The 20,228-nt window shown below is 22.6% G+C and carries 19 protein-coding genes and 1 tRNA gene; 7 read left to right on the forward strand and 13 right to left on the reverse strand.

Features of this window, described 5'->3' with window-relative positions; genetic code table 11:
• Window positions 1–24: 24 nt before the first annotated feature.
• The 12 genes from DM817_RS01995 to DM817_RS02050 form a co-directional block, all read right to left on the reverse strand.
• A complete protein-coding gene (locus DM817_RS01995) occupies window positions 25–471 on the reverse strand; it encodes a FixH family protein (protein ID WP_113738564.1) in 447 nt (148 codons plus the stop codon).
• Window positions 472–519: 48 nt separating this feature from the next.
• Complete coding sequence (locus DM817_RS02000; RefSeq protein WP_113738366.1) at window positions 520–1,401, reverse strand: cbb3-type cytochrome c oxidase N-terminal domain-containing protein; 882 nt, start codon at window positions 1,399–1,401, stop codon at window positions 520–522.
• A gap of 8 nt (window positions 1,402–1,409) precedes the next feature.
• Entirely contained in the window at window positions 1,410–1,583 is a 174-nt protein-coding gene (locus DM817_RS02005; protein WP_113738367.1) for a cytochrome oxidase, read from the reverse strand.
• Window positions 1,584–1,594: 11 nt separating this feature from the next.
• A complete protein-coding gene (gene ccoN / locus DM817_RS02010) occupies window positions 1,595–3,790 on the reverse strand; it encodes a cytochrome-c oxidase, cbb3-type subunit I (protein WP_113738368.1) in 2,196 nt (731 codons plus the stop codon).
• Window positions 3,787–3,957, reverse strand: coding sequence for a cbb3-type cytochrome oxidase assembly protein CcoS (gene ccoS / locus DM817_RS02015; protein ID WP_113738369.1), 171 nt, complete (start codon window positions 3,955–3,957; stop codon window positions 3,787–3,789). Before ccoS ends, ccoN begins: the two co-directional genes overlap by 4 nt.
• Window positions 3,958–3,979: 22 nt before the next feature.
• Entirely contained in the window at window positions 3,980–6,205 is a 2,226-nt protein-coding gene (locus DM817_RS02020; protein ID WP_113738370.1) for a heavy metal translocating P-type ATPase, read from the reverse strand.
• Window positions 6,206–6,244: 39 nt separating this feature from the next.
• Window positions 6,245–6,652, reverse strand: a complete 408-nt coding sequence (gcvH, locus tag DM817_RS02025; RefSeq protein ID WP_113738565.1) for a glycine cleavage system protein GcvH — start codon at window positions 6,650–6,652, stop codon at window positions 6,245–6,247.
• Between the two features lie 303 nt (window positions 6,653–6,955).
• The gene (locus DM817_RS02030; protein WP_161520724.1) at window positions 6,956–8,833 is read right to left on the reverse strand and encodes a putative porin; all 1,878 of its coding nucleotides are present in this window, start codon (window positions 8,831–8,833) and stop codon (window positions 6,956–6,958) included.
• Between the two features lie 718 nt (window positions 8,834–9,551).
• Window positions 9,552–10,217, reverse strand: coding sequence for a YggS family pyridoxal phosphate-dependent enzyme (locus DM817_RS02035; RefSeq protein ID WP_113738372.1), 666 nt, complete (start codon window positions 10,215–10,217; stop codon window positions 9,552–9,554).
• A 2-nt stretch (window positions 10,218–10,219) separates the two neighbouring features.
• The gene (gene serC / locus DM817_RS02040; RefSeq protein WP_113738373.1) at window positions 10,220–11,284 is read right to left on the reverse strand and encodes a 3-phosphoserine/phosphohydroxythreonine transaminase; all 1,065 of its coding nucleotides are present in this window, start codon (window positions 11,282–11,284) and stop codon (window positions 10,220–10,222) included.
• A 66-nt stretch (window positions 11,285–11,350) separates the two neighbouring features.
• A complete protein-coding gene (tilS, locus tag DM817_RS02045; RefSeq protein ID WP_113738374.1) occupies window positions 11,351–12,709 on the reverse strand; it encodes a tRNA lysidine(34) synthetase TilS in 1,359 nt (452 codons plus the stop codon).
• A gap of 6 nt (window positions 12,710–12,715) precedes the next feature.
• Complete coding sequence (locus DM817_RS02050) at window positions 12,716–13,228, reverse strand: shikimate kinase (protein WP_113738375.1); 513 nt, start codon at window positions 13,226–13,228, stop codon at window positions 12,716–12,718.
• Between the two features lie 110 nt (window positions 13,229–13,338).
• On the opposite strand from DM817_RS02050, the gene DM817_RS02055 reads away from it, so the two are divergent.
• Window positions 13,339–13,411, forward strand: a tRNA-Lys gene (locus DM817_RS02055).
• A 13-nt stretch (window positions 13,412–13,424) separates the two neighbouring features.
• Here the strand turns inward: DM817_RS02055 and DM817_RS02060 are convergent.
• Window positions 13,425–14,192 carry an exodeoxyribonuclease III gene (locus DM817_RS02060; protein ID WP_113738566.1) on the reverse strand — a complete coding sequence of 256 codons (768 nt, stop codon included), beginning with the start codon at window positions 14,190–14,192 and terminating at the stop codon, window positions 13,425–13,427.
• A 214-nt stretch (window positions 14,193–14,406) separates the two neighbouring features.
• Here DM817_RS02060 and hisG point away from each other — a divergent pair, with 214 nt between their 5' ends.
• Genes hisG through hisA form a run of 6 tightly spaced genes read left to right on the forward strand, consistent with a single transcriptional unit; the run spans window position 14,407 to window position 20,211 of the window.
• Window positions 14,407–15,264: an ATP phosphoribosyltransferase gene (gene hisG / locus DM817_RS02065; RefSeq protein ID WP_113738376.1), complete on the forward strand. Its 858-nt coding sequence runs from the start codon at window positions 14,407–14,409 to the stop codon at window positions 15,262–15,264.
• Between the two features lie 6 nt (window positions 15,265–15,270).
• Complete coding sequence (gene hisD / locus DM817_RS02070; RefSeq protein WP_113738377.1) at window positions 15,271–16,563, forward strand: histidinol dehydrogenase; 1,293 nt, start codon at window positions 15,271–15,273, stop codon at window positions 16,561–16,563.
• Window positions 16,560–17,690, forward strand: a complete 1,131-nt coding sequence (gene hisC, locus DM817_RS02075) for a histidinol-phosphate transaminase (RefSeq protein ID WP_235610870.1) — start codon at window positions 16,560–16,562, stop codon at window positions 17,688–17,690. The genes hisD and hisC overlap by 4 nt, the downstream gene beginning before the upstream one ends.
• 14 nt (window positions 17,691–17,704) lie before the next feature.
• Entirely contained in the window at window positions 17,705–18,850 is a 1,146-nt protein-coding gene (hisB, locus tag DM817_RS02080) for a bifunctional histidinol-phosphatase/imidazoleglycerol-phosphate dehydratase HisB (RefSeq protein WP_113738378.1), read from the forward strand.
• A 21-nt stretch (window positions 18,851–18,871) separates the two neighbouring features.
• Window positions 18,872–19,462, forward strand: a complete 591-nt coding sequence (gene hisH, locus DM817_RS02085) for an imidazole glycerol phosphate synthase subunit HisH (RefSeq protein ID WP_113738379.1) — start codon at window positions 18,872–18,874, stop codon at window positions 19,460–19,462.
• A 17-nt stretch (window positions 19,463–19,479) separates the two neighbouring features.
• Window positions 19,480–20,211 (forward strand): 1-(5-phosphoribosyl)-5-[(5-phosphoribosylamino)methylideneamino]imidazole-4-carboxamide isomerase, encoded by a 732-nt coding sequence (gene hisA / locus DM817_RS02090; RefSeq protein ID WP_113738380.1) that lies wholly within the window; start codon window positions 19,480–19,482, stop codon window positions 20,209–20,211.
• Window positions 20,212–20,228: the final 17 nt, after the last annotated feature.

The following is a 20,228-nucleotide window of genomic DNA, read 5'->3' on the forward strand; positions in this document are numbered from 1 at the left end:
AAATTTTATAAAAAAATATTAGGATCACCAAAATAAATTTTTTTCAAAAAAATATTTTTTTTGATCAGATTTCCATCTAATTATAAGTTTATAACATCCTTTTTTCAAATTTTTTTTAGGAATAAATAATATTTTACTTGAAGATCTCAAAATTTTAAAAGACCGATTCACATCTAAATATTTAGATGAAAATCTTAATAAAGTAAAAAAACCATAAATATTATCTAAAACTTCTGGAAAGATAATTCTAATTCCAGAAGATAAGATGAATATTTTAATTTTATTAGGAAGTTTTAATACATTTTTTTTTTCATTGAGAATTTCTTGATATTTTATTTCTTCTTCATAATACCTATCGGATACAAGCTGACTACCTACATGAGGAAAGAAAAACGCAATATAAATGATAAAAATGATAAAAAAAGAAAAAGATAATATAATACTTGTTTCCCAGCTAAATTTAATTCTCATAATTAATGTATATGTGTACTCAAAAAATAAAAATAAAAATTGAATCAATTAAATTTTATTCCAATCCATATTTTTTTTTCCTTGAGGTGCTTTGTATTTTATAGGTTTTTTTGATTGTATGTTTATAAAATAAACATAACTAGATATTTTATGAATATCATTTCCTTTAATTTCCCCTGATTGACCAAAAGCACGCATAGTAGGATTATTTTTACTTCCATACCAAATAATAGAAAATATATTCTTAAATAAATCTTTTTCTATTATATTTATCCAGTAATCATCTGTTAAATTAGGGCCTATATTTCCACTACCATCAGATTGGTGACAAGTAGAACAATTTTCTTCAAAAAGAGCTTTTCCACTATCAATAAATTTTGGATTAAAAAAAGCATTTTCTATAGTTACTTGTGGCTTTTTTTTCTCAAAAATATCTATTTCTCTTAACTGATTTTTATAAGCTATTTCATATTCTTTATAAGGATTAGAAAAATCCATGAATAAATAAGAAAAAAAATAAATTGCGGAAAAAAAAATTGTAGTATAAAAAAGATGAACCCACCACATTGGTAATTTATTATCTAATTCTAGAATTCCATCAAATCCATGATCTATTTTTTTTACCCCTTGATTCATTTTTTTGGAATCATGAAATAAAAATTTATAGAATCTATAAAAATAATTTCCTTCATCTTCTTCAAAAATTTTACGTCTTTCTTCTTCTGTAAGAAATTTTAATTTTCTTCGATAAATTAAATTATTAATAGAATCTAAAATAAACAATAATATTGTTATAATAATAAAAAAGAATATAGTTATTGGATTAACTATGTACGAACGATGATCTATTCCGAAAAAAATATAGAGAATGAATATTATAACGGATAAAAAAAAAGGAATAATAATAAAAGAAGGAATTTTTGATCTCATAAATATTTTTATTTTTTTCCTTCTAAAGGAATTATACTTACCTCTTTATAATATTTTGAAGATTTTACAAAAACCAAAAATAAAATAAATAAAAAAGCGATAAAAAATAAAATTAACATAATAGATTGAAATATTCCTATATATTTTTCTGTTATAAAATTTTGTTTAAAAAAATTTATCATCAATTTTTTTTTTAAGATTTAATATCCGTACCTAAACGTTGTAAATAAGAAATTAGAGCTATGATTTCTCTTTTTTCCAAAGGAATAAATTTTTCTTTTTCTATTTTCCTCTGTTGATCTATTTCTTTTTTTAAACTTGGATATTCCTGATAAATATCAGATACAATTTTTCTTGCTTGAGTATCCATATCCTGATATATATATTTCATATATTCCAAAGTATATGGAACCCCTAATTTGACCATAGCTTTTATTTTCTTTTCTGTATTAGATCTATCCAATTCATTATAAATAAGCCAAGGATATCTTGGCATAATAGATTTAGGAGAAGTAGAACGAGGATTATGCATATGATTAAAATGCCATGAACTAGGATTTTTTCCACCTTCTCTAGCTAAATCAGGACCTGTCCTTTTAGACCCCCAAAGAAATGGATGATCATATATGAATTCTCCTGCTTTAGAATATTCTCCATAACGAACTACCTCATCTCTAAAAGGCCGAACTTGAGCACTATGACAGGAATTACATCCTTCTCTGACAAATAAATCCCTACCTTCTAATTCAAGTGCCTTATAAGGTTTTACATTATCAATAGTGGGAATATTAGACTTTATCACTAAAGTAGGAATTATTTCTATTATCCCCCCAATAGCTACAGCTATAAAAGAAAGAATAGCAAATTGTATAGGCTTTTGTTCTAACCAATTATGAAATTTTTCCTTTTTTTCTATTTTATTTTCATTTTCATGCAATGAAATTAATTGAAATTCTTCATTATTAATAAAATACCCTTTTTGTATGGTTTTAAAAATATTATAAATCATCATAATAAAACCTAAAAAATAAATGATTCCACCAATAAATCTTATTTTATAAAAAGGAATAATAGATATAACGGTATCCAAAAAATTTTTGTATACTAGAGTCCCATCAGGATTAAATTTTTTCCACATTTCAGATTGTAATAAAGATCCGAAATAAAGTGGAAAAATATAAAATATTATCCCAAATATTCCAAACCAAAAGTGAATATTTGCTAATAATGTAGAATATAATTTAGTATTCCATAATTTTTTTGTTAACCAATAGATTATTCCAAAAGCCATGAATCCATTCCAACCTAAAGTTCCTAAATGAACATGAGCAATTACCCAATCTGTAAAATGAGCAATTGAATTTAGTTTTTTAGTTGCTAACATAGGCCCTTCAAAAGTAGCCATTCCATAACAAACAATTCCTACTGTAAAAAATTTTAAAATAGGATCCTTTTTTACTTTATTCCAATCTCCTCTTAAGGTCAATAATCCATTTAACATACCACCCCAAGAAGGAGCAATTAGCATAATAGAAAAAATAGTACCTAAAATTTGAGCCCAATTAGGAAGAGATGTATACATAAGATGATGTGGACCAGCCCATATATAGATAAATATTAAAGACCAAAAATGAATAATGGAAAGTTTATAGGAAAAAATGGGTTGATTAGATGCTTTTGGAACAAAATAATACATTAATCCAAGTATAGGAGTAGTTAAAATAAATGCTACAGCATTATGTCCATACCACCATTGCATTAAAGCATCTTGAACTCCAGCATATATAGAATAACTTTTAAAAGTTAGAATATCAATAGGTAATTCAAGATTATTAAAAATGTGTAACATAGCTACGGCAACCCATGTTCCTAAAAAAAACCAAATACTGACATATAAATGTTTAATTTTTCTTTTTAAAATACTTCCTATCATATTGATTCCATAAATCATCCAAATAAAAAAAATTCCTATATCTATAGGCCATTCATGTTCCGAATATTCCTTACTAGTATTTATTCCCAATAAAAAAGTTATCCAAGTAGAAAGAATAAAAATTTGCCATCCCCAAAAGTGAATCCAACTAAGATTATCACTAAATATTCTAGTTTTTAATAATCGTTGTAAAGAATAGTAAGATCCTGTGAAAATAATATTTCCAACAAAAGCAAATACTACTGTACTAGTATGTAACATTCTCCAACGCCCAAATCCAAATATTCCTTGGGAATTTTTCAGTTTACTTCCTAATATAAAATCAGGTAATTCAGGATAAAATAATAAGAGAGAAATAACTAATCCGGCAAAAAATCCAATAATAGCCCAAAATATGGTAGCATATAGAAATGCTTTTACAATACGATTATTGTAGTAGTATGTTTCTATTTTCATAATAATATAGAATTATTATTTTTTTTTTTATGATCATCTATTAAAATTCTAATTTTATGAGATTCATAATTATCAAATTGACCATAATAAAGACTGATTAAAAAAATTATAAGAAAAATAGCTCCTAAAGAAATACTAGATAATATCATTATAATTAATATATCCATAAAAAAATAATTTTTTATTTATCTAAGATAAAAATCTTCGTGAAACCATCCAAGTAGATAATAAAGAAAAAATAATTACGGATAAAGAACTTAAAGGCATTAAAATAGCTGCGATAAAAGGAGTTAAATAACCGGTTATTGCAAATATAATTCCTATACCATTGTAAAATAAACTAATCATAAAATTTACAATAATCAATTTGATTGATATCCTGGATATTTTTAAAAATAAAAAAATTTTATTCAAATAATTGGATTGAATAAAAGCATCACAATTAGGGAAAAAACTACTTGGAGTTTCTGATATAGAAACGCCAACTTCACTTTGATTTAATGCAGAAGAATCATTAATTCCATCTCCAATCATCATTACTTTTTCTCCATTTTTTTGTATTTTTCTTACATAATTTAATTTTTTTTCTGGACTTTGATTAAAAATAATTTTACTAGATTTTGGTAAAATCGATTCTAAATATTTTTTTTCTAATTCATTATTATCACCGGAAAGAATAATGATTTTATATTTTTTTTTTAGATTTTGGAATATTTTTTTTATTCCTTTTCTGTAATAATTTCTAAATAAAAAATAACCTATGAATTTTTTATTTATAGAAATAGCTACTGAAGTACCTTGAGAATTATTTATTGTCACACCTATATATTTGGAAGATCCAATTTTGACTGGAACCTTATTTATAATTCCTTCCATACCATAACCTATTATTTCCCGAAATTTTTTTATAGGATAGAATTGATGTATAGACAATTCTGAAAAAATTTTTTTACTTAAGGGATGAATTGAATTTCTTAATAAAGAGGAAATAATTTTTTTTTCTTTAAATTTAAGATATGGACCAATAAAAAAAATTTTGTCTTTATTTTGATCTGTAATAGTTCCTGTTTTATCAAAAATTAAAGTACTTATATTAGCAATTCGTTCCATAGTCGAAATATCTTTTATATAAAATCCTTTTTTAGAAAATATTCGTATGAAATTTCCAAGTATAAATGGAGTTGAAAGAACTACTGCACAAGGACAAGTAATAATTAATACGGAAAAAACAGTTTGAAAAATTTTTGATACATTAATAAAATACCAATATATTCCAGTTATTATAGAAATGATTAAAACAATAGGAGTAAAATATTGACTAAATTTATTGGTTATTGAATTTAAATGAAAAAATTTTTTGTTTTTACGGAATTTTTTATTATTCCATAATAAACTTAGATAGCTTTGATCTACATCTTTGATTACTTTTAAATAGATAGCTTCCCCCTTTTGTTTGGATCCAGCATAAATTCGTTCTCCTATTTTTTTACTTATTAAATAAGATTCTCCTGTAATAAAACTATTATCTAATAATGCGGATCCTTTTATTAATATAGAATCTACAGGAATAATTTCTTCATTTCTAATTATAATATGATCTCCTTTTTTTAAGGAAAAAAGTAAAATATTTTCTTCTTTATTATTTTTTTTAATTTTTGATATTGAAATAGGATAAAAGAATTTATAACTTTTTTCAAAAGAAAATATTTTATTATGAGTATGAATTTGAAATATTTTACTGATAAGTAAAAAAAATGAAAATCCAGATAGACTATCAAAATATCCAGATCCTAAATCAAAAAATACTTCATAACAACTCCATGAAAAAAGAACTAATATTCCAATAGAAATAGGAATATCCATATTAAAAATATGTTTTTTTAATCCTAAAATAGCATATTTTATATGATCTGTGAAAGAAAATAATACAATAGGTAATGAAAGAATTAACATTAAATAACGGAAAAAATTACGATTTTCTAAAAACCATATATCTTCATGAGATCCTACGTATTCTGGAATAGCTAAAAGCATAATATTTCCAAAACAAAAAAAAGAAATAGCTAATTTTCCTATCAATTTTCTATCAAATATTTTTTTCTTATTTTTGTTTTCTAGAAATTCGAAATTAATAGAAGGTTTATAACCTATTTTTTCAAGAATAATTGCTAAATAACTTAATTTTAATACCGAATGATTGAATATTATTCTCACTATTTTACTTGGAAAATCAACGGTAGATTCAATTATATTTTTATGAATATTAGATAAATTTTCTAAAATCATAATACATGAACTGCAATGAATAGATGGAATAAAAAAACGAACAGAAGTGATATTTTTATCTTTAAAATCAATTATTTTTTCTGCAATTTTTTCATCATCAAGAAATTTAAAATTTTCATTTCGTTTCATTTTTATTATTATCTATTTTAATTTCAGAATTTTACTTTTTTATTTTTCTCCTATATATTTTTTATATTCTTTAAATGACATTAGGTTATCATATTCTTTTTTATTCAATATTTTTATTTTAAGTATCCAACCTTTATTATAAGAATCTTTATTTAAATATTCTGGATTAGATAGTAAAATTTTATTAAATTCTAGTATTTCTCCTGAAACTGGCATAAATAAATCGGAAACAGTTTTAACTGCTTCTATTGTTCCAAAGATATTTCCTTCTTTTATTTTTGTTCCTATAATAGTTTCCTCTATATCTAAATAAACAATATCTCCTAACTCCTTTTGAGCAAAATGAGTAATTCCTACTGCATATATATTTTCATTATTATTATCATTAAAAACATATGATCCTATCCATTCATGATTTTTACTATATTTTAAATTATTAAGGTTCATTATATTAGATATTAAATATTTTTTTTTGTACAAAAATTTAATTTTTTATTTTAATTAAATACTTATCTATTTTTTTTTATGAATTGATCAATTATTCAATTTTCATTATAGTCCAAAAATTTACTTTTTTAAAGAATATTGAATGATCATTAAAAAAATCTAGAAATGTCTAAAAATTCTTCATTTTTTTAACGAAAAATAAAGCATATTTTTTTTTAGTAGTATATGTCATGATATCTTCTATTTTTTTATTATTTTCTTAAAATTACAGATTAAAAAAAAGATTAATTAATCGAATTAAGTTTAAGTAAAAAGGTTCCATAATATTCCTATTTTAAAAAAGTAATTTTTATTTTTATGATTATAAATATTTTTTTTATTATGATAAAATCCTATATTTTGTATGCTACTATAAAAAATAGTTCTAAATATTTTAAAATTTAAAAAATAATCTAACCAAGGTGATCCTCCTATTTTTGTAGGGCAACATTCATTTTCTAAATAAAAAGAAAATAAATCAAAGGGATATGAAAAATATTGATGAAAATATTTATTAAAATAATGAATAGAAAATCCAGTTTGCACTAATAATGCTTTATTAAAATAACTATCTTCGTAAGATATTGTATTTTTTGAAAGAAAATTTGGAATGGAAAAATTTAATTGATCAGATTCTTGATTTTGGAATAAAATCAAATTATTAAAATGAAATTTCCATATATCATGAATTATTTTAATTTTTAAATTCCAGGAACGTATATACTTCCAATATAATAGATTTGGATTATTATTTTGATCAGGACGATTTATATCATATATATTAAAAAAAACGTTCAACTTTTTTTTTGATAAAAAAGAAAGATTAATGGATTTTATATATAATATTTCATTATTGTATTGTTGATTATTGTAACAATTTCCATTTTTTTGAAACATATAAAAATTGATAAAATCAGAAAAAATATTATTATTGATATTAAATTTGATTAAAAACTGAAATTTTGACCATAAATTTGTATCCAATTGAGTAGATATTTGTAAATTATTTTTATATATCAACCATTTTGCATAGGAATTAATTTTAAATATATTGTTAATGAAATAATGAATTTTTGTTTCTAAATATATTTTATTGAAATTCAAATTTTTCTTTTCATTTTCATAAATTGGATCAAATAAATAATTTGAAAATAATTGATAATGTATTTGATCATAAATAGCACCTATTTCTAGATTTAATTTTTTTTTAATTTCAAAAATTAAAGAAGATTCATTTTTAAAATATAATAAATTGATCCTATTATTTTGAAATTTTTCTTTAGAATAAAAAAAAGATTTCAAATATTTGGAATATTCCATGTTGACTTTTAAAAAAATAGTACTTTCTCTATTTTTTGATTGAATCCATGAATGGGGTATATTTTGAAAAAAACTTATGTATAATCTTTGATGAAAAAGATTTTTTTTATCAAAAAAAAAATTCGAATTATCCGTTGTTTTCCAAAAAGGAATTTTATTTTTTTTTTTTTTATAAAAATTTTGATATAAAAAATGCCCCCATATTAATTTATCATGATCAGAATCAGAATATTTATAATTAAATGTACTTAAAAATAAATTATGATATTTTTTTAAATTTATATTTGATTCTTCTTCAAAAAAAATATTTCTATATTCTATAGAATAATTGATTTTTTGATTTGGACTTTGACTAAATAAACCACTTAGTATTTTTTCTTGAAAAGAATTTTTTATATAAAAAATTTCTGATATTGGAGTTTTTACGTCAAAGTATCTAATTTTTTCACGAGAGAAAAAAATATCATTTAAAAAATACATTTTAGGTAGATGATTTTTATTAAGAAATATTGTATTACAATACGATAAAAAATTTTTTTTTGTATCAGAATTAGGAATGATTAAATCTTTTTCTTTAAGTTTAAAAAAACCAAAATTATCCTTTATAAAAAAATTATTAGAATATTCGTTTTCTATAGAAAACGAATTTGTATCCAAATTTCTTTTTTTTTTATTATCTTCTGTCCAATATTGATAATCTTTAGAAATTGGATGATAAATATCTAAAATTTTTTTTTCCATTATATTTTCTTTTTCCATAGATTTCACAGAAAAAGAAATAGAAAAAATCAAAAATAAAAAAGGAAAAATAAATATTTTCATAATAATAAAATTGATTTTATTATCCATACATAAATAATAATATAACATAAACTTAAATATGAAAAATTTATTTATTCTTGTGAACTTGTGACTTGTTAAAATATATTATATATATAGTTTTACTTTAAAATTCATATAATTACTATTTTTATAGTATAAGATTTTTCTATTCCAATTATTTTATATATACAATATTATTTATGAGTTTTTTTTTATTTTTAAGTATTTTTTTTTAAATTTATTTTTAGAACTATTCAGAAAAAATTTGAGATGATAGAACTACTCCAATAGAATTATATTTTAATTTAAAATTAAGTTTTTTTTTTTCCAAAAACTTTATTATTAAAAATTGATAATCCTTATTTTAAAAAATAATGAATTTTATTCTTTGTATAAATCCAATTTTATAACTTTTTTTATATTTATATAAAAATGTAGTGAATATTTTATATTCAAATTTTTTTCATAATATAAAAAAATTATAATCAATGATAGATGGAATATTCCAATTTTAATCAATGATTTTTTTTCAAAACTTTAAAAGTTAAAATTACTCTATTCCTTATTATTATTTTTATGGATATCGTATATTACGATAATATTCAATATTTTTTTTTGGAATTATGTAAATATGAAAATAAATGAATAATTGAAATTATCTTTATTGAATCATTAAAAAAATAAAGATTAGAAAAAAATCTCGAATAGATTTTATTAATTATTGAATCTTTTTTTTTCTTTTTCCAAAACAATACGTTCCTAACCGAATAAGTGTACTCCCACATTCTATAGCTATAGGATAATCTCTACTCATTCCCATAGAAAGGACAGAATATTTATATTTATTTTTATATTCATTATATATTTTATTTAAATAATCAAATTCATGACGTATTTTTTGAATAGATCCATGAAAAGTAGCCATACCCATTAGTCCAATAATTTTTACATTTTTCATATTTTTATAATGATCATTTTCCAAAATTTCATGAACTTTTTTATTAGTAATTCCGGATTTATTTTTTTCATTGCAAATTTTTATTTGCAATAAACAGTTTATCAACCGATTATATTTAAGCGCTTCTTTATTTATTATTTTAAGATGTTCAATTTTTTGAATACTATGAATTAAATAAATAAAAGGAACTATATATTTTAATTTATTACTTTGAATTCTACCAATCATATGCCAACGAATATCCTTTGGTAATTTTTTATATTTTAGGATCATTTCTTGAATATAATTCTCTCCAAAATCTCTATGTCCTGTTTGATAAACTTTTTCTATAGAAGAAATATTTTGATTTTTAGATACTGCTAAAATTTTTATATTTTTTGGTATTGATTTTTTTATGGAACAAATACGATGTTCGATTTTTTTCATTTTTATGAAAATATTCTTTCAAATTCTTTCATTATATCAATTAAAACCTGTACACTTTCTAATGGAATTGCATTATATATACTAGCACGATATCCACCTAAAACTCTATGTCCTTCTAATCCAATAATATTTTCTTTTTTCCACATATCATCAAATTTTTTTTTTAGATTTTTTTTTTTTAAAAAAAAGGTAACATTCATATTAGAACGATCTTCCTTATAAATTTTATTTTCAAATAGATTATTTCTATCTATTTCATCATATAATAATTGAGACTTTTCTTGATTTTCTTTTTCTAAAATAGAAATTCCTCCTTTATTTTCTATCCATTTTAAAGTTAACATAGAAGTATAAATAGAAAATACATTTGGTGTATTGAAAATACTTTTATTTTTAATATGAATTTTATAGTCTAGATAAGAAGGTATATTTCTTTGAGTTTTTATTAAAATATCTTTTTTTACTATAACAATTGTCATTCCTGCAGAACTTACATTTTTTTGTGCAGAAGCATAGATTAATCCAAATTTACAAAAATTCAATTTTCTACTAAAAATATCAGAAGACATATCACAAATTATGGGTATAGAAGTATTAGGAAATATTTTCATTTGTGTTCCAACAATAGTATTATTTGAAGTACAATGAAAATAATCTACTTCATCTGGAATTTTATAATTTTTAGATATATAAACATATTTTGTTTTTTTTCCAGAAAAAAGTATTTTTACTTTTCCAATTTTTTTCGCTTCTTCAATAGCATTATTAGCCCATATTCCTGTATCTAAATAAGCTGCTTCTTTTTTCATTAAATTATATGGAACCATTGTAAATTGTAATGTAGCACCTCCTTGAAGAAATAAAACTGCATAATCTTCATTTAAATTCATCAAACTTTTTACCAAATTAGTAGTTTTTTCCATTATTTCTTCAAAATCTTTACTCCTATGAGATATTTCAAGCAAAGATAATCCGTATTGATTATAATTAATTACAGATTGAGCTGATTTTCTAATAACTTCTTTTGGTAAAATAGAAGGACCAGCATTAAAATTATGTATTTTCATATCATGAATAACTAGAATAACTAATTCTTTTCCAAAATTAAAAAAAATACTAATGTAATAACAAAATTATATCTTTATTCCTAATATTTTTTTTGTTTTTTTTGTAACTTTGAATCTATCATCTAATCGATTCCCTATAACCAAAATAATATATCCATTACCATTAATTAATAACCATATTTGTTTTTTTTCCAAAAGAGAAAATTTTTTTTCTTTATAATATTTACTTAATTTTTTTTTACCTTTCATGTTTAAAGGAAAAAAGTAATCTCCTTTTTTCCATGTTCTTAATTCTAAAGGAAATTTAATTTTATCAAAATCTATGAATGACATATTTTTCGTATTTTCTTCTTTTTTTATTGTATTTGTAGTTGTAGGAGGGTTTATAATAAATTTTATATCAATAGGTAAATATTTTAAATTTCCAAATTTTATATCCTGTATCAAGTACCCCTTATTGTTTTTATCAAAAAAATGATTTTCTATTAAAATCCAATAATTTCGGTTTTTAATAATACGATATTTTTTTGAGATAAGTTGTTTCCCAGATTGTGCATGAATAAGATGTTTTAAATTTTCTATATTAGAAAATCCATATGGAAAAAATAACTTAAATAAATAAAATGATAATGGTTGTAAATTTTTTATTTTTTTGCATTCTATCTTCCATAAAAATGGATTATTTTTTTTTTCTACTGTAATCTCTTTATTGATTTTTTCTACCTCTATCTCTATAAAAAGATTTTCCTTATAAAGATATTCCATACTTTTTTTTACACCCTTATAAAAAGAATTGGAAAAAGTAGATGTTATTAAGCGAATTTTATTTCTTAAATATTTATACTCTTTATTACTGCTATCTAATCTCCATTTTATATTTTTTATTTTAGCATAATATAAAATTTCTTTTTTAGTAAAATCAGAAAGAGGACGAATAAATTTTTTATTTTTTATAGGTATTCCTAATAATCCTTTAATTCCTGTTCCTCTCATCATATTAATAAAAAATGTTTCGATAGAATCGTTAAAATGATGCCCTAAAGCTATATATTCATATGAATATATTTCTAATAATTCTTCAAACCAATTATACCTAAGTTTTCTAGCAGCCATTTGTATGGATAATTTTTTTTTTTTAGAAAAATCAAAAGTATTAAATCGTTTAATATGATATGAAATATTTTTTTTAACACAAAAATTCCTTACAAAATCTTCATCTTCATTAGATTCTTTATTTCTTAGTAAAAAATTACAATGAGCTACACTTAATGTGATATTAAAATTAAAAGAAATATAAAGTAATAAATTGAGAAGGACCATACTATCTAATCCTCCGCTTACAGCAACACAAACATTTTTATTTTCAATTGAAAATTCTTTTATTAATTTTTTTAAAAATAAAGGATCAGATAATTTATATTCCATAATGATTCAATCAATATGATTTATAATTTCCTTAATTATTTTGTTTTTAGATTTTCCAGTAATGTCAATTACTTTAGAAGATTTTTCATAAAAAAAAATTCTCTTTGAAAAATGCTTCATAATAAATATAAATAATTCATTTTTAGATAAATGAGATATAAGAGGTCTATTTTTTTTTTCTATATACAGCCTTTTATATAATGTATAAATATTTGTTTTTAGATAAAATGTTTTCGAATATTTATTTAATAAATCAATATTGTTATAATAACACGGAGTCCCTCCACCAACAGATAAAATATATTTTTTATGTTTTTTTAAAAATTTTTTAAGCATTAAATGTTCTATTTTTCTAAAAAAAGTTTCTCCATTTTTTTTGAAAATATTATATATAGAATCCTTTTTTTTTTTAACTAGCATAGAATCTAAATCATAAAAAACAAATTTCAATTTTTTGGATAAAATTTTTCCTATATAAGTTTTCCCACTTCCCATATATCCAATCAAAGTTACTTTCATGAAAATATAAAATTTATAATAGTATATTTGTTTATTAAATTAAATTAATTAATAATTAATATATATAATCCATAGATAGCATAGATAGAATTCAAATATATTAGAATTCAGACCTGATAGCTCAGCTGGCAGAGCATTACACTTTTAATGTAAGGGTCCTGGGTTCGAATCCCAGTCAGGTCATTTCATTCATCATTTATATTTCAATTTCTAATACAGTTGGACAATGATCCGAATATTTTATTTCAGGTAATAAATATGCATTTATCATTTTTTTTTTTAAAAAAGTGCTAACCATTATATAATCAATTCTCCAACCTTTATTATTTTTTTTTGAATTATAACGATAACTCCACCAACTATAATGTTTAGATTCTTTAACATATCTTCTAAAACTATCTATAAATCCTAAATTTAAAAAATCACTCATCCATTTTCTTTCTTTTGGCAAAAATCCGGAATTTTCATGGTTTTTTATAGGATCATAAATATCTATTTTTTTATGACAAATATTGTAATCTCCACAAATAATAAGATTTGTGAATTTTTTTTTCATTTTTTCTATATAATAAATGAAATTATCCATAAAATAAAATTTAAAATTTAATCTATTTTTCATATCTATTCCTGAGGGAAGATAAAGATTAATCACGGATATTTTTTTTAAATCTATTCGTAATATTCTTCCTTCTTGATCGATAGTATCGATTCCAATTCCATATTCTATATGATTTGGTTTTTTTTTACATAAAATACCTACTCCACTATATCCTTTTCTTTTTATTGAAGGATACCAATAATGGTAATATCCCAAATTATCAAATATACTGGTATCTATTTGTTCCGGAAAAGCTTTTATTTCTTGAAAACATAAAATATCTGGTTGATTTATTTTAATCCAATTGGATAACCCTTTATTGATTCCAGATCTAATTCCATTAATATTATAACTAATAATTTTCATATTCCATAAAAAAAATTTTTTATTAAAAATAATCATTCAATTTATAATAATTATTAAATAATGAATAAAAAAAATAGTGGTCGAAAAGGTTAAAGAATATTCAAAATAGTTTTTTATATTTGCTCATTAAATCTAGAGATAAAGATAAAAATTACTGTAAAAGCTTACTATATTGTAAGCTTTTACTATTAAATATATTATTCCTTCCTATATAATGGATAAACTTAAAATAGCTATTCAAAAATCAGGGCGTCTTTATGACGACTCCATCAAGTTACTTAAAGATTGTAGTATAGAGGTTAATATTGGAATAGATAAATTAAAAACAACAGCTCTTAATTTTCCACTAGAAATACTTTTTCTACGTGATGATGATATTCCTCAATATTTAGAAGATGGAGTAGCTGATATAGGAATTGTTGGAAAAAATGTTCTTTTGGAAAAAAGAAAAAAAATAAAAATAAAAGAAACTTTAGGATTTGGAAAATGCCGTCTTGCTATTGCAATTCCTAAATCTTTGGTTTATAAAAAAATAAATGATTTAAATGGGAAAAGAATCGCTACAAGTTATCCATTTTTGGTTAGAGAATTTTTCGAAAAAAAATATATAAAAGCAGAAATTCACGAAATTTCTGGAGCTGTAGAAATTGCACCTGGAATAGGATTAGCAGATTGTATTTGTGATTTGGTAAGTAGTGGATCTACACTTTTTATGAATGGATTAAAAGAAGTAGAAACAATTCTTCAATCTGAAGCTGTTTTAGCATCTAATCTGCATTTAGGAGAACCACAAAATATCATAATGGAAAAATTGTTATTTCGGATTCGATCTGTAAAAAAAGCTAAAAATCATAAATATATTCTTTTAAATGTCTCTAATGAACACTTAGAAAAAATAATATCTCATCTTCCAGGAATTAAAAGTCCAGTTATTCTTCCATTAGCAAATTCAAAATGCAGTTCTGTACATTCTGTAGTCAATGAAAATGATTTTTGGGGGATTATAGAAAATTTAAAAGAACTTGGTGCACAAGATATATTAGTTCTTCCAATAGAAAAAATTATACTTTAATATAATATGAATATTCAAGTTTATATGCATCCTTCATTCAATACGTGGAAATATCTTATAAAAAGACCTATTAAAGATATTTCCATATTAATTGATTCAGTGACTCCTATTATAAATAATGTAAAAAAATATGGAGATTTAGCCTTAAAAACCTATACAAAAAAATATGATAATTTTAATCTAAAATATATTCAAGTAACGGAAGAAGATATTAATAAAGCAAATATAAAAATTTCAAATTGTTTGAAAAAATCTATTGAAATAGCATATAAAAACATAAAATTTTTTCATCAAAAACAAATCCATGAAGAATCTAAAATTGAGGTATTACCAGGAATTCTTTGTTGGAGAAAATCTGTTCCTATAGAAAAAGTAGGTTTTTATATACCTGGAGGATCCGCTCCTTTATTATCTACTGTATTAATGTTAGGAATTCCAGGTAAATTAGCAGGATGCAAAAATATAATTTTATGTTCACCTCCAAATAAAAATGGAGAAATACATCCATCTATTTTATACACAGCTAAATATATAGGGATTACACAAATATATAAAATAGGAGGAGCTCAAGCAATAGCTGCCATGGCATATGGGACAGAAAGTATCCCATCAGTTTATAAAATATTTGGACCAGGTAATTCTTATGTAACAATAGCTAAACAAATTGTATCCCAAAAGGGAATTGTGTCTATTGACATACCTGCAGGTCCTTCAGAAATTGTTATATTAGCAGATAATACAGCTAATCCAGAATATGTAGCTTCCGATTTACTTTCTCAATCAGAACATGATATGGAAAGTTATATTATTTTAGTTACTATAAATGAATCTTGGTGGATAGAAAAAGTAAAAAGTGAATTAAAAAAACAATTAATTAATCTATCCTATAGACAAAATATTATGAAAAAGGCTTTGGAAAAAAGCAAAATTATTGTTTTTGATTCTTTGGAAGAAGGGATAAACTTAATTAATGAAATTGCTCCAGAACATCTTATTATTAATTGTAATAATGCTTCTTATTGGAGTAACAAAATAAAAAATGCTGGGTCTATTTTTATAGGAAATTATTCTCCAATAAGTATTGGGGATTATGCTTCTGGTCCCAATCATGTACTTCCTACATATGGTTATGCTAAATCTTATAGTGGAGTATCTGTAGATAGTTTTATTAAAAAAATCACTTTTCAAAAAATTTCCAAAAAAGGATTACGAAATTTATCAAAATGTGTTGATTTATTGTCTTCTGAAGAAGGATTAATAGCACATAAAAAATCGATTAATATTAGATTAAAAAAATGAATATTGAATGTGAATGCATGAATAGAGATGATTTTTCAAATTTTGATTTGAATTCCTTAATCAGAGATAATATTTTAAAAATAGATCCTTATTTATCTGCTAGAGAAGAATATTCTTATCAAGAAAAAAATTCTATATTTCTAGATGCCAATGAAAATTCTTTTGGGGCTCCTTTATCTTTTTCTAATTCCTACAATAGATATCCGGATCCATTACAAAAAGAATTAAAAAGAAAAATATCAGAAATAAAAAAAATTTCTTCATCCAAAATTTTTTTAGGAAATGGAAGTGATGAAATTATTGATTTAATTTATCGTATTTTTTCTCGTCCAAATACAGATAATGTAATTATTTTTCCACCTACATATGGCATGTATGAAGTTAGTGGAAAAATTCATGGAGTAGATATTGTAAAAGTTTTTCTAACGGAAGAAGAATATCAATTAAATTTGAAAAAAATCAAAAATTCAATTAATCCATATAGTCGTATAATTTTTATTTGTTCTCCAAATAATCCTACTGGAAATGATATAAAAAAAGAAGATATTGAAAATATCATAAAACAATTTACCGGTATTGTTGTTTTAGATGAAGCTTATATTGATTTTTCAGAAAAAGAATCTTTTTCTCTAGAAATAGAGAAATATCCCAATTTAATTATTTTACAAACACTTTCTAAATCTTGGGGACTGGCTGGATTAAGAATAGGAATTGCTATTTCTTCTGAAAAAATTATTCAATGGATGAATAAAGTGAAATTTCCCTATAACGTAAGTCAAATATCTCAAAAAATAGCTATTCAAGCTCTTAATAATAAGGATTTATTTTTTTATCATTTAAAAAATATCCTTTCAGAAAGAAAATATATGGAAGACTCTTTAAAAAAAATTCCAATTATAGATAAAGTATATCCTAGTTCTTCAAATTTTATACTAGTTAAAATTTCCTTTTCATCAAAAAATCTTTATCAACATTTAGTTAATAAAAATATTATTGTTAGAGATCGATCTAAAATCATTTTGTGTAATGAATGTTTAAGAATAACAGTAGGTACTCATGAAGAAAATGAGTATTTGATAGATCAAATCAAAAAATATTCCGAAAAATGTTCTAAGTATAAGGAATAAAATAAAAAAATACCATGAAAAAAATATTATTTATTGATAGAGATGGAACAATAATCCAAGAAACCCCTCCTACTTATCAAATTGATACTATTGAAAAGGTGAATTTTTATCCAAAAGTTATATTTTTTTTAACTAAAATAGTTAATGAATTAGATTATGATTTAGTTATGGTAACTAACCAAGATGGATTAGGTACTGAAAAATTTCCTGAAAAAAAATTTTGGCCTATACATAATCATATATTAAAGATATTAAAAACAGAAGGAATTCATTTTTCTTCTATTCATATAGATAGAACTATTCCAGAAGAATATTCTTCTACCAGAAAACCAGGAATCGGAATGCTCACTTCTTATTTTCATTCGGATTATGATCTTTCCAATTCTTTTGTTATTGGAGATAGAATTACGGATGTTTTATTAGCTAATAACTTAGGATGTAAGTCCATATGGATCAATAAAAATCATCATAATGTATCCGAAAAAGAATTTTCCATAGAAATAAAAAATTTCAAAAAAAAAATAGTTTTGAAAACTGATAATTGGAAAAATATTTACGAATATTTGAAATATGCATCTAATAAAAAATTGGTTAAACATAGAAGAAAAACATTAGAAACAGACGTAAGAATCACTATTCAACTTTATGGAGAAGGGAAATCAGATATAAAAACAGGATTAGGTTTTTTTGATCATCTTCTAGAACAAATAGCTTTTCATAGTATGATAGATATGAATATTCACACAAACGGAGACTTAAATATAGATGAACATCACACTATAGAAGATACTGCAATTGCTTTAGGAGAAGTTTTTCATCAATCTATTATAGATAAAAGAGGAATAGAACGTTATGGTTTTTTTTTCATTCCTATGGATGATTCTTTAGCTACAGTAATATTGGATCTTGGAGGGAGAAGTGAATTATCTTGGAAAACAAATTTTTTAAGTGAAAAGATTGGTCAAGTCCCTACAGAAATGTTTATTCATTTTTTTAAGTCTTTTTCTTCTTCTGCAAAATGCAATATTCATATTCATGCTACAGGAAAAAATGATCATCATAAAATAGAATCTATTTTTAAAGCTTTCGCTAGAGCTATTAAAATGGCTATACAAAAAAATAATATTAAAAAATTGCCTAGTTCTAAAGGCCTATTATAAAAATTTTTCAATAAAAAAATTATGAAAACAATTATTATAAAATATCCTGCTGGAAATGTACAATCTGTCCTTTTTTCTTTAGAAAGAATAGGAATAGATGCTTTCGTAACGGACTCTCGAGAGTCTATTAAAAATGCAGAAAAAGTCATTTTACCTGGTGTAGGAGAAGCCAATTTTGCTATGAAATATTTGAAAGAAAAAAAATTGGATATTCTTTTATCTAAATTGGAACAACCTGTATTGGGAATATGTTTAGGAATGCAATTATTATGTAAATATTCTGAAGAAAGTAGTACTACTTGTATAGGCATTTTTGATTTATTAGTAAAAAAATTTCAATCAGAAAATAAAAATCATAAAATTCCTCAAATTGGTTGGAATACTATTGATACACTAAAAGGACCATTATTTGAAGATATTCCAAATAGAAGTTATCAATATTTTGTACATAGTTATTATGCTCCTTTAGGAAAATATACTATAGCTAAAACAGACTATATAGTTTCTTATAGTTCAGCACTACAAAAAAAAAATTTTTATGCTGTACAATTTCATCCAGAAAAATCTTCTTATGTGGGAAATAAAATATTAGAAAACTTTATAAGATTATAAAAAAATAAATTTTTATAATGAATATTATTGCAGCTATAGATCTTATTGATGGAAAATGTGTTCGTTTAACACAAGGAGACTATAAAAGAAAAAAAATTTATCATAAAAATCCATTAGATATGGCATTTTTATTAGAAGATCATGGAATATCTAGATTACATTTAGTAGATTTAGATGGAGCAAAAAAAGGGAAAGTAATTCATTGGAATATTTTGGAAAAAATTGCAAAGTATACACATTTAATCATTGATTTTGGAGGGGGGATTCAGACAGAAGAGGATGTTAGGATTGTATTTGAAAATGGAGGAGATATGGTTACTATTGGAAGTATAGCTGTAAAAAATCCATTTCTTCTAAAAAAATGGATTCAAATTTATGGAAGAGATAAAATCCTTCTTGGAGTGGACGTTAAGGATCATAAAATTGCTACTAATGGATGGACAAAATTTCATCAGATTCCTTTCTGGGATTTTTTAAAAGAAAAAAATATTCATGGAATAAAAAAATTTTTTTGTACGGATATATCTAAAGATGGAGATCTTTCTGGTCCATCTTTATCCTTATATAAGGATATTATTCATAGGTTCCCAAATATTGAACTTATTGCAAGTGGAGGAATAAGAAATATGTCAGATATCAAAATATTATATGATTTAGGTTGTCATGGAGTGATTATTGGAAAAGCTATATATGAAAATAAAATATCGTTATCGGAACTTAAAAATTGGGAATATGGTGAAAAAAAATGAAAATAAACTATATTAAC

The sequence above is a fragment of the Blattabacterium clevelandi genome, assembly GCF_003268615.1.
In the GTDB taxonomy this organism is placed as follows: domain Bacteria; phylum Bacteroidota; class Bacteroidia; order Flavobacteriales; family Blattabacteriaceae; genus Blattabacterium; species Blattabacterium clevelandi.

What these genes read in the sequence shown, in the direction of transcription:
- DM817_RS01995 (WP_113738564.1), bottom strand. Translation starts at nt 471, where the DNA reads ATGAGAATTAAATTTAGCTGGGAAACAAGTATTATATTATCTTTTTCT.
- DM817_RS02000 (WP_113738366.1), bottom strand. Translation starts at nt 1,401, where the DNA reads ATGAGATCAAAAATTCCTTCTTTTATTATTATTCCTTTTTTTTTATCC.
- DM817_RS02005 (WP_113738367.1), bottom strand. Translation starts at nt 1,583, where the DNA reads ATGATAAATTTTTTTAAACAAAATTTTATAACAGAAAAATATATAGGA.
- ccoN (WP_113738368.1), bottom strand. Translation starts at nt 3,790, where the DNA reads ATGAAAATAGAAACATACTACTACAATAATCGTATTGTAAAAGCATTT.
- ccoS (WP_113738369.1), bottom strand. Translation starts at nt 3,957, where the DNA reads ATGGATATATTAATTATAATGATATTATCTAGTATTTCTTTAGGAGCT.
- DM817_RS02020 (WP_113738370.1), bottom strand. Translation starts at nt 6,205, where the DNA reads ATGAAACGAAATGAAAATTTTAAATTTCTTGATGATGAAAAAATTGCA.
- gcvH (WP_113738565.1), bottom strand. Translation starts at nt 6,652, where the DNA reads ATGAACCTTAATAATTTAAAATATAGTAAAAATCATGAATGGATAGGA.
- DM817_RS02030 (WP_161520724.1), bottom strand. Translation starts at nt 8,833, where the DNA reads ATGAAAATATTTATTTTTCCTTTTTTATTTTTGATTTTTTCTATTTCT.
- DM817_RS02035 (WP_113738372.1), bottom strand. Translation starts at nt 10,217, where the DNA reads ATGAAAAAAATCGAACATCGTATTTGTTCCATAAAAAAATCAATACCA.
- serC (WP_113738373.1), bottom strand. Translation starts at nt 11,284, where the DNA reads ATGAAAATACATAATTTTAATGCTGGTCCTTCTATTTTACCAAAAGAA.
- tilS (WP_113738374.1), bottom strand. Translation starts at nt 12,709, where the DNA reads ATGGAATATAAATTATCTGATCCTTTATTTTTAAAAAAATTAATAAAA.
- DM817_RS02050 (WP_113738375.1), bottom strand. Translation starts at nt 13,228, where the DNA reads ATGAAAGTAACTTTGATTGGATATATGGGAAGTGGGAAAACTTATATA.
- DM817_RS02060 (WP_113738566.1), bottom strand. Translation starts at nt 14,192, where the DNA reads ATGAAAATTATTAGTTATAATATTAATGGAATTAGATCTGGAATCAAT.
- hisG (WP_113738376.1), top strand. Translation starts at nt 14,407, where the DNA reads ATGGATAAACTTAAAATAGCTATTCAAAAATCAGGGCGTCTTTATGAC.
- hisD (WP_113738377.1), top strand. Translation starts at nt 15,271, where the DNA reads ATGAATATTCAAGTTTATATGCATCCTTCATTCAATACGTGGAAATAT.
- hisC (WP_235610870.1), top strand. Translation starts at nt 16,560, where the DNA reads ATGAATATTGAATGTGAATGCATGAATAGAGATGATTTTTCAAATTTT.
- hisB (WP_113738378.1), top strand. Translation starts at nt 17,705, where the DNA reads ATGAAAAAAATATTATTTATTGATAGAGATGGAACAATAATCCAAGAA.
- hisH (WP_113738379.1), top strand. Translation starts at nt 18,872, where the DNA reads ATGAAAACAATTATTATAAAATATCCTGCTGGAAATGTACAATCTGTC.
- hisA (WP_113738380.1), top strand. Translation starts at nt 19,480, where the DNA reads ATGAATATTATTGCAGCTATAGATCTTATTGATGGAAAATGTGTTCGT.